Source organism: Pseudokineococcus sp. 5B2Z-1 (assembly GCF_037482305.1).
GTDB lineage: Bacteria > Actinomycetota > Actinomycetes > Actinomycetales > Quadrisphaeraceae > Pseudokineococcus.
The window spans coordinates 634,101-648,907 of the sequence record NZ_JBBHZG010000002.1 but is presented as its reverse complement, the minus strand read 5'-3'; the positions used below and the strand labels follow the sequence as shown (position 1 = coordinate 648,907).

12 protein-coding genes and 1 pseudogene are annotated in these 14,807 nt (G+C 81.8%); 2 read left to right on the top strand and 11 right to left on the bottom strand.

Annotated features, from left to right (window positions below):
* Positions 1-621 precede the first annotated feature (621 nt).
* The 4 genes and pseudogenes from WDV85_RS17085 to WDV85_RS07105 all read right to left on the bottom strand — a co-directional run.
* Positions 622-1,128: pseudogene (locus WDV85_RS17085) on the bottom strand (DUF309 domain-containing protein); the annotation flags it as partial.
* A complete protein-coding gene (locus WDV85_RS07115; protein WP_339569970.1) occupies positions 1,125-2,762 on the bottom strand; it encodes a DUF7059 domain-containing protein in 1,638 nt (545 codons plus the stop codon). The pseudogene WDV85_RS17085 and the gene WDV85_RS07115, both read right to left, overlap by 4 nt.
* 70 nt (positions 2,763-2,832) lie before the next feature.
* Positions 2,833-3,708, bottom strand: a complete 876-nt coding sequence (locus tag WDV85_RS07110; RefSeq protein WP_339569969.1) for a phosphatase PAP2 family protein — start codon at positions 3,706-3,708, stop codon at positions 2,833-2,835.
* Positions 3,709-3,788: 80 nt separating this feature from the next.
* A complete protein-coding gene (locus tag WDV85_RS07105) occupies positions 3,789-4,142 on the bottom strand; it encodes an STAS domain-containing protein (RefSeq protein WP_339569968.1) in 354 nt (117 codons plus the stop codon).
* 251 nt (positions 4,143-4,393) lie between these two features.
* Here WDV85_RS07105 and WDV85_RS07100 point away from each other — a divergent pair, with 251 nt between their 5' ends.
* Complete coding sequence (locus tag WDV85_RS07100) at positions 4,394-6,895, top strand: DEAD/DEAH box helicase (protein ID WP_339569967.1); 2,502 nt, start codon at positions 4,394-4,396, stop codon at positions 6,893-6,895.
* Between the two features lie 384 nt (positions 6,896-7,279).
* Here WDV85_RS07100 and WDV85_RS07095 read toward each other — a convergent pair whose 3' ends face one another.
* From WDV85_RS07095 to WDV85_RS07085, 3 genes are all read right to left on the bottom strand, one after another.
* A complete protein-coding gene (locus WDV85_RS07095; RefSeq protein WP_339569966.1) occupies positions 7,280-7,741 on the bottom strand; it encodes an Rv3654c family TadE-like protein in 462 nt (153 codons plus the stop codon).
* Positions 7,738-8,076 (bottom strand): TadE family type IV pilus minor pilin, encoded by a 339-nt coding sequence (locus tag WDV85_RS07090; protein ID WP_339569965.1) that lies wholly within the window; start codon positions 8,074-8,076, stop codon positions 7,738-7,740. Before WDV85_RS07090 ends, WDV85_RS07095 begins: the two co-directional genes overlap by 4 nt.
* Before the next feature lie 290 nt (positions 8,077-8,366).
* The gene (locus WDV85_RS07085) at positions 8,367-8,678 is read right to left on the bottom strand and encodes a DUF4244 domain-containing protein (protein WP_339569964.1); all 312 of its coding nucleotides are present in this window, start codon (positions 8,676-8,678) and stop codon (positions 8,367-8,369) included.
* Here WDV85_RS07085 and WDV85_RS07080 point away from each other — a divergent pair.
* The gene (locus tag WDV85_RS07080) at positions 8,665-9,888 is read left to right on the top strand and encodes a hypothetical protein (protein WP_339569963.1); all 1,224 of its coding nucleotides are present in this window, start codon (positions 8,665-8,667) and stop codon (positions 9,886-9,888) included. The genes WDV85_RS07085 and WDV85_RS07080 overlap by 14 nt on opposite strands.
* Before the next feature lie 519 nt (positions 9,889-10,407).
* Here the strand turns inward: WDV85_RS07080 and WDV85_RS07075 are convergent.
* Genes WDV85_RS07075 through ssd form a run of 4 tightly spaced genes read right to left on the bottom strand, consistent with a single transcriptional unit; the run spans position 10,408 to position 14,772 of the window.
* Positions 10,408-11,115 carry a type II secretion system F family protein gene (locus tag WDV85_RS07075; protein WP_339569962.1) on the bottom strand — a complete coding sequence of 236 codons (708 nt, stop codon included), beginning with the start codon at positions 11,113-11,115 and terminating at the stop codon, positions 10,408-10,410.
* Positions 11,112-11,939, bottom strand: a complete 828-nt coding sequence (locus WDV85_RS07070; RefSeq protein ID WP_339569961.1) for a type II secretion system F family protein — start codon at positions 11,937-11,939, stop codon at positions 11,112-11,114. The genes WDV85_RS07075 and WDV85_RS07070 overlap by 4 nt, the downstream gene beginning before the upstream one ends.
* Positions 11,936-13,300 (bottom strand): TadA family conjugal transfer-associated ATPase, encoded by a 1,365-nt coding sequence (locus WDV85_RS07065; protein WP_339569960.1) that lies wholly within the window; start codon positions 13,298-13,300, stop codon positions 11,936-11,938. Before WDV85_RS07065 ends, WDV85_RS07070 begins: the two co-directional genes overlap by 4 nt.
* On the bottom strand, positions 13,294-14,772 hold the full coding sequence (gene ssd, locus WDV85_RS07060; protein ID WP_339569959.1) for a septum site-determining protein Ssd: 1,479 nt from the start codon (positions 14,770-14,772) through the stop codon (positions 13,294-13,296). Before ssd ends, WDV85_RS07065 begins: the two co-directional genes overlap by 7 nt.
* Positions 14,773-14,807: the final 35 nt, after the last annotated feature.

Below are 14,807 nucleotides of genomic sequence, written 5' to 3'. Positions count from 1 at the left end.
GGACGGCTCGCCTCAGCGGGCGCCGTCCGGCCGGGCGCGGGCCTCGCGCTCCGGCTCGCCGAGCGCGTCGAGCCGGCCGCGCAGCTCGACGAAGACGTCGTCGCCCGGGCCGGTGAAGCGGGCCCGCGCGGTGAGGCCCGCGCGGGCGAGGACGGCGAGGGCGCGGCCGTCCTCCTCCCGGGCCACGGCCCGCAGCTCCCGGGGAGGGACCTGCTCGGCGCGCAGGGCGGCGACGAGGGCGGCGAGGGCCGCCCCGCCCACGCCCGCGGACAGGCGGTCGGGGCGCACGCCGAGGCCGACGTCGAGGACGTCCTCGCCGGCCTCCGCGCCGCCCCCGTCGCCGTCCTCGCCCCGCCGGTGCGGCTGGCCGGGGACGGTGGCCTCGACGCCGAGGCAGACGAGTCCCACGAGGGCGCCACCCCCGTCGAGCACCGGCTCGACGCCGTCGCGGCCGCCGGCCGAGCGCGCGAGGAGGCCGGCGACGTCGCCCGGGCCCAGGTCGTGGCGGTCGTGCGGCAGCGGGTAGCGCCATGTGACCACCTCCTGCGCCTCCGCGGGCGTCAGCGCCCGGCGCTCGAGGCGCAGGCGCCCCGCGCCGGACGGCGCCCCGGGCCCCGGCCGCGGGGCGCGCAGCCGCGGCGTGCGCGGCGGCTCGGCGGGTGCCCCTTCGTCGGCCTCCCGCACGACGTCGAGCAGGTCTCCCGACCAGCGCAGCAGGCCGTCGACGTCGACCAGCGCCGACGAGCCGCGGCCCGCGAGCGGGCCGCCCGAGCGCCAGGGGGCGACGCGCCCGCGTCCGCGCTCGAGCAGCACCGCGGCGCCGCGCGGGCGCCCGCGTAGGTGGTGGGTCAGCCCGACGGCGAGCTGGGCGAGCCCCTGCCACAGGTCGCGCTCGTCCTCCGGGCAGGACTTCCACACGCCCTCGAGGACCTCGTGGGCGTGGAAGGGCATGCCCGCGTCGAGCAGGCGCTGCGCCTCCACCAGCGCCTCGGGCGGCGGCAGGACGAGGTCCTCGGGCACGCGGGGGACCCCCGCCGCGCCGCGGGGCAGGGGGCGGCCGAGCTCGTCGCGCGGCCGCGCGTTCTGGGGGCGTCCCTGCTCGTCGCGCTCGCGGGCGCCGGCGCTCACGGCGCGCCCCCGTCGTCGCCGGCAGCGGGTCCGCCGGCGGAGGACCCGTGCGCCACGAGCAGTCCGTCGCCCACGAGGCCCCGCACGGCCGGCAGCACCTCCGCGGCGACCTCCTCGGCCGGGCGCTCGAGCAGGGCCGCGACGGCGCCCACGAGCGCGCCCAGCGGCAGCTCGCCGTCGCAGGCCCCGACGACGCCCGCGACGGCGGTGCCCACGCGCACGACCCGCCCGAAGCCGCCGCCCTGGCGCAGCAGGACGACCTCCGGGTGCTCGGCGCCCGGCCGGGCGTGCCGCTCCTCGGTGACGTCGTCGGCCACGCGCAGGCGCCGCGCCGCCAGCCCGGCGTCGTCGAGGTCGGCGAGGAGGTCGGCGGCGGCGAGGACGTCGGCGACGTGGGCGCCCAGCGGCCCGGCGGCGGAGCCGGCGACCTCCTCGAGGCGGCGCAGGCGGCCCCCCGCGCCCGTGCGGGGGCGCCGCAGGACGAGCATGCCGAGCCCCACCGCCTCGACCCGGCGGGCGGCCAGGTCGTCGAGCCAGGCGCCGACGAGCGCGTCGAACGCGGGCCCGGGCGGCTGACCGCCGTCGCGCACCCACGTCTCGGCGTAGGCGGCGGGGTCGAGGACCTCCCGCTGGACGACCCACCCGTCCAGCCCGCTCGCGTCGAGCCACGCGCCGACGCGCTCGCGCCACGGCTCGCCCTCGCGGTGCTCCCAGTTGCCGAGGAGCTGGGCCGTGCCGCCCGGCGCGAGCACGTCCCCGACGTGCTCGACGAGGTGCTGGACGAGCGCGTCCCCCACCGCCCCGCCGTCGCGGTAGTCGTAGGCCGGGACGCCCGCGTCGCGCGGGGTGATGACGAAGGGCGGGTTGGAGACGACGAGGTCGAACTCCTCGCCCGCCACCGGCTCGAGCAGGCTCCCGCGGCGCAGGTCGACGGGGGCGGGCCGCTCCCCCGCCGACGTGCCGTCCCCGGCGCCGGAGGCGGCGTCGTCGAGCGCGAGGGTGAGGGCCGCCAGGCGCAGCGCCCGCGACGAGACGTCGGTGGCCACGACCTCGCGGGCGTGGCGGCGCAGGTGCAGGGCCTGGACGCCGCAGCCGGTGCCGAGGTCGAGGGCGCGGCCGACCTCACCGCGGACGGTCGAGCGGGCCAGCGTGGTCGAGGCGCCGCCGATGCCGAGGACGTGGTCGGTGCGCAGGGGGCCGGGCACCGCCATCTCGCCGAGGTCGGAGGCCACCCACCAGTCGGCCGGGCCGCGGGCGTCCACGGCGGCGTAGGGCCGCAGCTCGACGAGCGGCGCCACGAGCCCGTCCTCGGTCCGCCGCACGAGGCCGAGCCGGGCGGCGCCGTCGACCCCGCACCGCGGGAGGGCGCGGGCGAGGTCCGCCTCGGGCACGGCGGCCCCCAGCACCAGCGGGGCGACGAGCGCCGCCAGCGGGTCGCCCTGCGCGAGCGCGGCGGCGACGGCGCGGCGCGCGGGCACCGGCTGCTCGCGGTGCAGGGCCGCGTCCGCGACCGGGCCGAGCAGCGCCGCCACCGCGTCGACGCGGTAGCCGGCCCCGCCGACCCGGTCGAGGTCCTCGGCGAGGGCAGCGACGTCGTCGGGCAGGCGGGCCGGGTCGGGCGGGTCGTCGCTCACGCCCGCCAGGCTAGGTGGGCGGTCCAGCCGGCGCGGTCGGCGAGCCCGCCCGCTGCCGAGGGGCCGGACCTCAGACGGGGGTGCGGCGCAGGAGCGCGAGGGCGGTCCCGAGCAGGGCGGCCGAGCCGCCGGTGGCGACGAGGACGCCGCCGCCGTAGGCGAGGAGCTGCACCGCCCGCCCGGCGTCCTGCGCCGCCCGCCAGACGACGACCGTGCCCGCGGCGTCGATGAGCACCGCCGCCAGCGCCGTGGCCGCGAGCCCGAGCAGGACGACGAGGGCCCCCGCGGCCAGGAGGGCCGGGCCGGCGCGGCGCCCGGCGGCCGCCGCGCCGCGGCCCCCGGCGCCCTCGCGCAGCCGCAGCCCCGCGACGACGACGCCGGTCCAGGCGGCGACGACGAGGAGGGCGGCCGCGACGTCGCTGGGCCGGTGCCAGCCCGCGACGAGGGTCGACACCCCGGTGGCCGCGGTGTAGCCCGCGCCGAGGACGGCCGCCGTCGCCCGCGCCGCCGGGGGCAGGACGAGCACCAGAGCCACCGCGAGCGTCGCCGCCACCGTGGTGTGGCCGCTCGGCAGCGAGTTGACGTCCCCCAGCCCGAGGGCGGGCCGCTCGAGCACGACCTTCTTCAGCAGCTGCGTCGTGACGTTGGCCCCGGCGACGAGGACGACGGCGGCCACGGCCAGGGGCAGCCGGCGGCGGACCGCGGCGAGGACGACGAGCAGGACGAGGCCCAGCGCGAGCGTCCCCTCCGAGACGACGGACAGGACGGTGGTCGCCTGCGCGTCGAGGAGGTCGCGACCGCGCGCCGATCCGGCGAAGGCGATCTCGTCGACGACCTGGCCCGGACCGGTCGCGACGAGCGCGCGCCACACCCCGAGCACGGCGGCCGCGCAGACCAGCGAGAGGAGCAGCGGGGCGAGCGGCCCGGGTCCTCGACCGGGGCGCACGCCCGACGGCGGGACCGGGGACGGTCCGGGGCGGGCGCCGTCGCGCCCCCGGTCGTCCGTCCCGCCGGAGGGGGCGGTGCTCAGTCCTCGGCGCCGGTGGAGGCGGAGACCGCCTCCTCGACCGTGTCGTGGATGGGGAAGACCTTGGTCAGGCCGGTGATGCGGAAGACCTTGAGGATCTTCTCCTGCACGCACACCAGGCGCAGGGAGCCGTCGTGCGCGCGGACCCGCTTGAGCCCGCCGACGAGGACGCCGAGGCCCGTGGAGTCGAGGAACTCGACGCCCTGCATGTCGACGACCAGGTGGTACTGGCCGTCGGCGACCAGGTCGTTGAGGCGCTCCCGCAGCTGGGGGGCGGTGTAGACGTCGATCTCGCCGCCGACGGCGACGACGGTGCGTCCACCCTGCTCGTGGCTGGTGACGGACAGGTCCACGTGTGCACTCCCAGACGTCGAGCTCTGCGACCCGGTGGGCCGCCCGGCGGGGGCCGGCTGCTGCCCGCATTAGACCATCCTGCGCACGTCGGGCGCTGCCCGAGGGCCCCCACCCGTCCCGCGCGGCCCCCTCCCGGGCCCACCGGGAGGGGCGTCGCGGACCCCCGCGGCGGCGGCGTCGCCGGCCGGCGGGACCGGCCTCCCGGGCGCGCCGGGCACGGCTGTCGGTGGGGCGTGGCAGCGTCACCGCCGTGGTCGCCGAGGTCCTCCCCGCCGCGCGCCCGGCGCCCGTCGCCCCCGCCGTCGACGTCCTCCCGGGCGCGGGCGGGGCGGGCGGGCGCGCGCTGGCGGCGCTGCTCGCCGGCGGCCGCGGCGAGCGCGTCCTCCACGTGCACGAGCGGCCGGCCCGGCCGGGGCGCGCGGCGCCCTGGCCCGCGTGGGCCGACCCCGAGGTCGTCGCCGCGCTCGGGCGCCGCGGGGTGCGCGCGCCGTGGGAGCACCAGGTGCGGGCGGCCGAGCACGTGCGCGCCGGCCGGTCGGTCTGCCTCGCCACGGGCACCGCGTCGGGCAAGTCGCTGGGCTACTGGCTGCCGGCGCTCACGGCGGCGCGCGAGGCGGGCCCCGCCGCGTGGGGCGGGCGGGGCGCCACCACCCTCTACCTGGCGCCCGCGAAGGCGCTGGCGGCCGACCAGCTGGCCGCGCTGGACGAGCTGGCCGTCCCCGGCGTCGTCGCGGCGGTCTGCGACGGCGACACCCCGCCCGACGAGCGGGCGTGGGTGCGGCGCCACGCCGACGTCGTGCTCTCCAACCCCGACCTCCTGTCGCGCTCGCTGCTGCCCGACCACGGGCGGTGGGCGCCCTTCCTGCGCCGGCTGCGGCACGTCGTCGTCGACGAGGCGCACGTCTACCGCGGCCTCCTGGGCTCGCACGTCGCCGCCGTGCTGCGCCGCCTCCTGCGCGTCGCGGAGCACCACGGGGCCGCGCCCGTGGTCGTCCTCGCCAGCGCGACGACCGCCGACCCGGGGCGCACGGCGCAGCGGCTCACGGGCCTGCCGGTGGAGGTCGTCGACGAGGACGCCTCCGCGCGCGGGGCGCTGAGCCTCCTGCTGTGGCAGCCGCCGCTGCGCCCGGCCCGGGCGGACGCAGCCGCTGACGAGGTGGCCGGCGCGGGGGCGGCAGGGGCGCCGGCTGCGGGCGCCGGCGGGGCGCCGGGTGCGACGCCCGACGGGCCGCCGGCCGGGCCGCGCCGGCCGGCGCCCGCGGAGGTGGCCGAGCTCATGGCCGACCTCGTGGTCGCGGGGGTGAGCACCCTGGCGTTCACGCGCTCGCGCCGGTCGGCGGAGGAGGTGGCCCTCGACGCCGCCGAGCGGGTCGCCGCCCGGCGACCGGCGTCCACCGGGGCGGTGGCGGCCTACCGCGGGGGCTACCTCCCGGAGGAGCGCCGCGAGCTCGAGCGGGCGCTGCGGTCGGGGCGTCTGCGGGGCCTCGCCGCCACGTCCGCCCTCGAGCTCGGCATCGACGTCGCGGGCCTCGACGCGGTGCTGCTCGCGGGCTGGCCGGGCACCCGTGCGTCGCTGTGGCAGCGGGTGGGCCGCGCCGGGCGCCGGGGCGAGGACGCCGTCGCCGTCCTCGTCGCCCGCGAGGACCCGATGGACACCTACCTCGTGCACCACCCCGAGGCGGTCGTGGGCAGCCCCGGGGAGGAGGCGGTGCTCGACCCGGAGAACCCCCACGTCCTCGCGCCCCACCTGGCCGCCGCGGCGGCCGAGCGGCCCCTGCGGCCCGAGGAGCTGGGCCGCTTCGGCGACCCGGACCACGTGCGCGCCCTCCTCGACGTCCTCGTGCGGCGCGACCTGCTGCGCCGCCGCGCGGCCGGCTGGTACTGGGTGGGCGACGGGCGGCCCGCCGACGCGCTCGACCTGCGGGGGGCCGGGGGTGCCCCCGTCGCGGTCGTCGAGAGCGCCACCGGCCGGGTGGTGGGCACGGTGGACGCCGGGGCCGCCCACGCGAGCGTCCACGAGGGCGCCGTGCACGTGCACCGCGGGCGCACCTACGTCGTGGAGCACCTCGACGTCGAGGCGGCCACGGCGCTCGTCCGCCGCGAGGACGTCGACGTCACGACGTCCGCGCGGGAGGTCACCGACGTCCGGGTGCTCGCCGAGCGCGCGCACCGCTCCTGGGGGCCGGTGGACCTGCGCACGGGACTGGTGGAGGTGACGAGCCAGGTCGTGTCCTTCCGGCGCCGCCGCACCCGGGACGGGCGGCCGGTCGGCGGCGAGGAGCCCCTCGACCTGCCGCCCCGGACGCTGCGCACGGCCGCCGTGTGGTGGACGGTGCCCGAGGAGGTGCTCGCCCGCCACGGGGTCGACGCGCCCGACGTGCCCGGTGCCGCCCACGCCGCCGAGCACGCGGCCATCGGCCTCCTGCCGCTCGTCGCCACGAGCGACCGCTGGGACGTCGGCGGGGTCTCGACGGCCCTGCACCCCGACACCGGGGTGCCGACGGTCTTCGTGCACGACGCCGCACCGGGCGGCGCGGGCTTCGCCGCGCGCGGGTTCGCGGCCGCGCGCGCCTGGCTCGGCGCGACGCTCGAGGCGGTGGTCGCCTGCCCGTGCGCCCACGGGTGCCCGGCGTGCGTGCAGTCGCCCAAGTGCGGCAACGGCAACGAGCCGCTGAGCAAGCCCGGCGCCGTGGCCCTCCTGCGCGCCGTGCTCGAGCACGCCGACGAGGACGCGCCGCCCCCGCCGCGGTGAGGCGGGTCACCGGAGCCCGTCCGCCCCGCCCTGCCGCGGTGACCCGGTCGTCGCCCCACCCGCTCGCCGAGCCCCGCCGCTCGTCGCCCCACCCGCTCGCCGAGCCCCGCCGCTCGCCGTCCCACCCGCTCGCCGAGCCCCGCCGCTCGCCGTCCCACCCGCTCGCCGAGCCCCGCCGCTCGCCGTCCCACCCGCTCGCCGTCCCACCCGCTCGCCGAGCACCGGCTCGTCCGTGACGGGCACGGGCGGGACCCGGCTCGCCGCTGACCGCCTCGCCGGTGACCGGCCCGGTCCGGGCCCCGGCTCCTCGGACCGGCTCCTCGGAGCGGCTCCGGGGCCGGGCTCACCTCGGACCGGCTCCTCGGAGCGGCTCCGGGGCCGGGCTCACCTCGGACCGGCTCGCGCCGAGGCCCGTGCCGGTCCGAGGCCGCCCAGGGCGCCCGGGACGTCGACCGCGACGACGACGACCACCTCGAGCCCGCCGGTGGTGCACCCGACGAGCCGGGCACCGCCCCGCGCGGCGACGCGCGCCGCCGCGTCGCACGGCCCCCCGGCGGGGACGGCGCGCCCGAGGCTGACGTCCGCGCCGGCCAGCGCCGCGAGGTCCGCCGCCGCCGCCGCGCGGTGGCGGGCCACCACGGCCTGCCCGAGGGCGGCGGCGGCCGTGCAGAGCACGACCCCCACGAGGAGCAGTCCCAGCACGAGCACCGACCCCGCGCCCCGGTCGCCACGCCGGGCTCGTCCTCCTCCGTGGCCGCGCCGGCCCGGCGCCGGCCCCGCGGCCCACGACCTCGCGGGGGCCGGTCGGCGGACCTCCGCCCGGCCCCTGTGGACGCGGCGCGTCACGGCCCCGCACCCCCGACGCCGACCTCCACGGCGGCGGAGGCCCGCCCACGGGCGGTGACGACCGGGGTGCCCGGCAGCAGGAGGCCGACCGGTGCCGTGACGACGACGTCCGCGCGGCTCCCGCCGAGCTGCACGGCCGCCGTCGCCCGGGGCCCCGCCAGCGCGGCGGCGAGGGCCTGCACCTCCGCCTCCGACGCCCCGCGGGCGGCGGCCCGGGCCCCGGCGGCGGCGGCGTCCGTGACGCGCACCTGCGCGGCGACGGCCTGCCCCACCGACAGCAGGGCGGCGAGGACCACGACGACGGCCACCAGCCCGACGGCCAGCTCGGCCGTCACCGCGCCCCGGTCGCCCCGGACCGGACCCGCGGTGGGACCTCTCGCCGGGTCAAGGCCGGAGCCCCGACCCACCGGGTGGGGCGCCGGAGCCTGCGCCGCCGGGCCGAGCGCGGGAGCCTGCGCCGCCGGGCCGAGCGCGGAGCCCCGCGCCGGGCCGCTCGCCCTCGGACGAGGACCCGTGGTCCGGGGGCGAGCGCGACCGGCCGGTCGGGCGCTGGGCGCCCGGCGGACGGCGACGCGCCCTCGACCCGGCGCCGGACCACCCGTCGCCGCCGCCCGACCGGCGTCGCTCATCCGACCGAGAGGGCGCGCCGGACGATGCCGAGCAGCAGGGTCCGCACCTGGTCGCTCGCGAGGAGCGTCACGAGGAGCCCGGCGAAGCCGCAGGCGGCCAGGGTGGCGATGGCGTACTCGGCCGTGGCCATGCCGACGTCCCGCAGCTCCCCGCGCAGGGCCGCGACGGCGGGACGCACGCCGGCGGCGAGCGCGCGGCACGGCGGCACGCGCCTCCCGGCGACCGCCGCGTGGTGCGCGAGCGCGCCGCCCCGCGACGAGCTGCCGGCCAGCCCCTCGCCCGTCGGCACGCGCGTGGTCGTCGACACCCCGCTCGTCGGCAGCCCGGACGTCGACGGCACCACGCTCGTCGTCGGCACCACGCTCGTCGTCGGCAGCGCGCTCGTCGTCGGCAGCGCGCTCGTCGTCGGCAGCGCGCTCGTCGTCGGCAGCGCGCTCGTCGTCGGCAGCGCGCTCGTCGTCGGCAGCGCGCTCGTCGTCGGCAGCGCGCTCGTCGTCGGCAGCGCGCTCGTCGTCGGCAGCGCGCTCGTCGTCGGCAGCGCGCTCGTCGTCGGCAGCGCGCTCGTCGTCGGCAGCGCGCTCGTCGTCGGCAGCGCGCTCGTCGTCGGCAGCGCGCTCGTCGTCGGCAGCGCGCTCGTCGTCGGCAGCGCGCTCGTCGTCGGCAGCGCGCTCGTCGTCGGCAGCGCGCTCGTCGTCGGCAGCGCGCTCGTCGTCGGCAGCGCGCTCGTCGTCGGCAGCGCGCTCGTCGTCGGCAGCGCGCTCGTCGTCGGCAGCGCGCTCGTCGTCGGCAGCGCGCTCGTCGTCGGCAGCGCGCTCGTCGTCGGCAGCGCGCTCGTCGTCGGCAGCGCGCTCGTCGTCGGCAGCGCGCTCGTCGTCGGCAGCGCGCTCGTCGTCGGCAGCGCGCTCGTCGTCGGCAGCGCGCTCGTCGTCGGCAGCGCGCTCGTCGTCGGCAGCGCGCTCGTCGTCGGCAGCGCGCTCGTCGTCGGCAGCGCGCTCGTCGTCGGCAGCGCGCTCGTCGTCGGCAGCGCGCTCGTCGTCGGCAGCGCGCTCGTCGTCGGCAGCGCGCTCGTCGTCGGCAGCGCGCTCGTCGTCGGCAGCGCGCTCGTCGTCGGCAGCGCGCTCGTCGTCGGCAGCGCGCTCGTCGTGGGCACCGGGGCGCAGGCCCGCGGCGTCGCCCGCCCGGCAGGGGCGCCGATCGGCCGCGACCGCGCCGGGACGCCCGTCCGGCAGCGCGGGACGGCGCCACGGCCCGGCGACCGGCGTCGGGCGGGGCAGGTGGTGGTGCGGGCGATGACCATGGCTCCTCCTCCAGGGCCGCGGGGTGCGACCTCCTGCGGTGACCCTCCGGCGCCGGGGGCTCCGTCGGAGGGCGCTCCGGCGGTCTGTGGACGGAGCGGGAGCGAGCGCCGCGTGTGGACGGCGAGCGGACGCCGCGCGCACCCGTCCGGGGCCGCGGTCCCCGCCGTCGTGCCGGCGACGGCACGACGGCGGGGACCCGTCGCCCGAGGAGGTCCGTGAGACGCCTCACGCCTCCATGGCGCCCCTGCACCCCGGTGGCACCACCCCTCACGCGAGTGGCTTCGACCACCCACGCGGGCGGTCGGGGCCACCGGCCGCGCCGACGCAGGGGCGGTCGGCGCACGGCAGCCCGTCCTCCGGTGTGTCGACCGGGCGCGTCGGGCCGGGCACGTCCGACCGGGCGCGTCGGACCGGGCGCGTCGGACCGGGCACGTCCGACCGGGCACGTCCGACCGGGCACGTCCGACCGGGCACGTCCGACCGGGCGCCGTCGACCGAGCACGTCGGACCCGGGCGGCGGCACGCGGGCGGCGGCACGCGGGCGCCAGCACGCGGTCCCACGCCAGCGCCGAGTGCGGGGCGCGGAGCGCCTGCGCGTGACGAGCGGGGCCGAGGCGCTCCCGTCGTGGGTGGCCGCCGAGCCCGCGGGAGGGCGACGCCCGTCGGTGTCCCGTGGTCGCCCCGCGGCAGGCCGAGCCCTGGGGGGGCCACGGACCGCGGGCGGTGATCGCGGCGGCCTCAGGAGCGCTCGAGGACCTGCGCGGCCAGGGAGAGCACGACGGGCACGACCGCGAGCGCCGCGAAGGCGGGCAGCGCGCACACCCCCAGCGGCAGGACGAGGCGGACCCCCAGGGCGGAGGCGCGGCGCTGGGCCTCCCGCGCGCGACGCCGGCGCTCCTCGCTCGCGGCGTCCCGCAGCAGGGCGGCGCCGGGAGCTCCCGCCCCGACGGCGAGGCCCAGGGCGTCGCGCACGGGCGCGAGCGCGGGCCCGGCGCCCTCCCAGGCGCTCGACCAGCCCGCGCCGAGGCGCAGGGCGGCGCACCGCTGGCGCAGGTCCTCGTCGTGCGGCGACGGCCGGGCGCGCCCCAGGGCGGTGGCGGCGGCCTCCAACGCCGCCAGAGGCGGGCTGCCCGCCTCGAGGGCGGCCGCCACGAGGTCGAGGAGCAGGGCCGGGTCCGGCGCCGCGTCCGCAGGCCCCGGGCGTGACCGTGGGCGCGGGAGCCACCGCGACGCGAGGCGGCGCCCGCGGCCACCCGGCCCCTCGCCGTCACCTCCCCCGCCGGGCGCCCACCGGTCGTCCTGCCCACCGCCGCGCGCCCGGCGGCCGCTCGCGCCGGGGACCGGCTCCGGGGGCAGGACCCCGCGCAGCCGGCGGGCGGAGGCGCCCGGGCCGCCGACGAGCACGGCGGCGAGCACGAGGCCGGCCACCAGCAGGGCCGGGCTCACGCCGCCCGCCGCGTCCGGGCGGCGCCGTCGTGCCGGCGGGCCGCCCCGGGGGCCACCGTCGCCGACGCGACGAGCCGTCGCGTCCACCACCACCCCGCGGCGGCCAGCCCCACGCCGACCACGGCGGCCAGCCGCCCCGGCCCCGTGCCGGCGAGGACGGCGAGGGGCGCCGCCCCGACGGCGTGGCCCAGCGCGAGGCCGAGCACCGGCAGGGCGAGCAGGACGCGCGCCGTCGCCCGCGGGGCGGCCAGGGCGGCCTCCCGCGCGTCGCGCGCGTCGGCCTCCTCGCGCAGCGCGCCGGCCAGGCGGTGCAGCACCATCGCGGCCGGCGCACCCGTCCGCTCGCAGACGTCGAGGGCCGCGGCCAGCGCCGACGTCGCCCCACGCGCCTCGGCGGGGAGCCCGCCGTCGCGCAGGACCGCGTGAAGCGCGGGCGCGGTCGGCGCCCCCTCCGCCGCGGCGCGGGCGGCGGCCGTCCACGCCCCGCCGGGCCCCGGCCCCGCCGCCCCGGCCAGGTGCGCCCAGGCGGACCCGGGCGCGAGCCCGGCGCGCAGCAGCACGGCGAGGCGCGAGACGTCCTGGGCCACCGCCTCCACGGAGGGCGCCGTCCCGCGGCCGTGCCCGCCCGCGCCCCCGACGCCACCGACACCGCTCGTACCACCCGCCAGGTCACCTCCCGGCCCGGCGCCCGCCCCCGGCGCACGCCCGCCCGGCCCGTGGCCCGCCCCACCGGTGACGAGGCGCCGCAGCCGGCGCGAGCCGGCCACCGGGGAGGCCGCCGCGAGGGCCGCGAGGACGAGGAGGCCCACGACCACGCCGGTCACGACGTGGCCTCCCGCGTCGTGGCCCCCGGCCCCTCGCCCGCCGTCGCGCCCGAGACCGCCGAGGACCCGGCCGTCCGGCCCGGTGCCACGGGCGGACGGCACGGGTCCAGCTCGAGCCGCTCGGCGAGCGCGGCCCACCCCGGTCCGGCGCCGGCCGCGGTCAGCGCGGGGACGACGACGAGCCGGTCGTCCCGCCGGCCGACGAGGCCGACCTCCTCCATCCGGCGCCCACGGGCGTCGCGGCGCAGGTGGAGGACGACGTCGAGCGCGCTGGCCGCCTGCGCCGTGAGCGCGCGGGCGTCGAGGCCCGCGAGCGCGCCGAGGGCCTCGAGGCGGGCCGGGACGTCCGCGGCCGTGTTGGCGTGGACGGTGCCGCACCCGCCCTCGTGGCCCGTGTTCAGCGCGGCGAGCAGGTCGCGGACCTCCGCGCCCCGGCACTCGCCGACGACCAGCCGGTCCGGCCGCATGCGCAGCGCGTGGCGGACCAGCTCGGCGAGGTCGACGGCGCCCGCGCCCTCGACGTTGCCGTGCCGTGCCTCGAGCCGGACGACGTGCGGGAGGCGCGGCCTCAGCTCCCCCGCGTCCTCGACGAGCACGACGCGCTCGCGCGGGTCGGCCTCGCCGAGCAGGCCGCCGAGGACGGTCGTCTTACCCGACGACGTGCCGCCGCTGACGAGGAAGGCGAGGCGGCGCTCGACCACGCGGCGCAGGACGACGGCCCACCCGGCCGGCACGCAGCCGCCGGCCACGAGCTCGTCGAGGTCCAGGCCGTCGCGACGGGGCACGCGCAGGGAGAGCAGCGTCCCCGCGGGCGAGACGGGCGGCAGGACGGCGTGCAGCCGCACGCCGTCGGGGAGGCGGGCGTCGACGCAGGGGCTCGCGTCGTCGAGGCGGCGGCCGGCGCCGGCCGCCAGGCGCACGGCGAGGGCGCGGACGGCGACCTCGTCGCCGAGCGCGACGTGGGCGCGGCGCAGCCCGCGGCCGCGGTCGACCCAGACCTCCTCCGGCCCGTTGACGAGGACGTCGGTGACGCCCGGCTCGTCGAGCAGGACCTGCAGGGGCCCCGCCCCGACGAGCGCCGCGCCGAGGGCGGGGGCGGCGCGCAGCGCCCCCACCGCGCCGAGGGGGTCGCCGCCCGCGTGGACCGCCGCCACGAGAGCGGGGCCCGTCAGGGGGTCGCGGCTGCGGCTGAGCGCGGCCCGCACCCGCGCGAGGAGCTGCTCGTCGACCTCCTCGCGCCGCCCTCCCCGGCCGTCCGCACGGCTCCCGGGCTCCTGCTCGTCCCTGTTCCCGTCGTCGCTGCGCCCGTCGTCCCCGCGCCCGTCGCTCCAGGACCCTCCCGCCCGGTCCCGGCTCAGCACGGCACCGTCCCGGCCGCGACGGGGCGCCACCCCGCGGACGGCGCGGACGACCCGCCGGGCGTGGTGGCCGGGGCCAGGCCGGACGAGGTCGGGCCGGGCGCCGCGGACGTGACGGCCGACGCGGGCCCCCGCACGGACACCGGGGCCAGCGAGGACGCCGCCGCGGGTGCGGTGCGCCGCGCGCCCGCAGGGCCGCCCGAGCGGTCCACGAGGTCCGCGAGCAGCTCCGCGGCGGCTGCGGCGGCCCCGCGGCGGGACCGGTGCGCGAGCAGGGAGCCCGCGGCGGCTCGCCGGGCGACCACCGGGTCGTGCGGCACCACCGCCGCGACGGGCCGGGCGAGGGCGGCCCCGACGTCGCGGGCGCGCGGGGCGTCGGAGCGCCCGGTGCCGGTCCGCACGACGAGCCGCACGTCCACCGGGGCGAGCGTCCCGCCCGTCCGCGGGCCGAGGTGGGCGAGCGCCCGTGCCGCCGCCAGGGTCGACGGCACGTCGGCGGGGACCACGAGCAGGAGCGGCGAGCACGCGGCGACGAGGTGCTCGGCCCCGCGCCCCGCCCGCGGGAGGTCGAGGACGACGACGTCGTGCGAGCGGCGCGCCGCCGCGAGGACCGCCGCCGCGGCCTCGACCGGGACGCCCGCGGCCCGCGGCCCGCCGCCGGGCCCCCCGGTGCGCCCGGGCACGAGGAGGTCGACACCGCCGCGGCTCGGCAGCGCGCCGTCGAGCGCGTGCGCGGCGAGGGCGCCCCGCACGCCGTGCAGGTCCTCCCAGCGCAGGCCCTCGCGCCCCTCGGCCCCGACGAGGACGTCCGCGCCGCAGCCCAGCGGGTCGAGGTCGGCGAGCAGGACCCGCGCCCGCCGGCCCGCCCCGCCGCCGCGCGCCCCCGGGGCCCGAGAGGGGCTCGCCCCCCGAGCGGCGGCCAGCGCGAGCAGCAGGGCCAGCACGGAGGCGCCGGCGCCGCCGCAGGCGCCGGTGACGCCGACGACGAGGGCGTCGGCCGGGCGCGGGTCGGCGGCCTCGAGGAGGGCGTCGACGAGCGCCTCCTCGTCCTGCGGGAGCAGCAGGACGGCCACCGCTCCCGCGGCCATCGCCCGGCGCCACAGAGCCTCGGGCGCGGTCGCGTCGGCGACGACGAGGCGGCGGACCCCGGCCGGCGGGCCGTGGTCGCCCGCGGCCGCGAGCGCCCCGGCGTCCCAGAGCTCGAGGCGGGCGCCCGCCGGCGGCGCGACAGGCGCGCGCGGGTCGACGACGTGCACGAGCGCCCCCGTGGCGGCGGCGCAGCGCCCCACCTGCTCGACGACCCACGCCGAGGCCGCGACGAGGACCACCGCCGGGGGCGCACCGTCCCCACGGGCCCCCGCACCCGGCGGGCCCTCCCCCGCCACGGCCCGGGCCGCGCCCCGAGGACCGGCCTCGCCCCCCGCCCCCGCGCCCCGCCCGCCCCCGGTGCCGCCCGCGCGGTCGCTGCTGCCCACGACGCCCTCCTCCGGGGGCGCACCGCGCGTCCCCT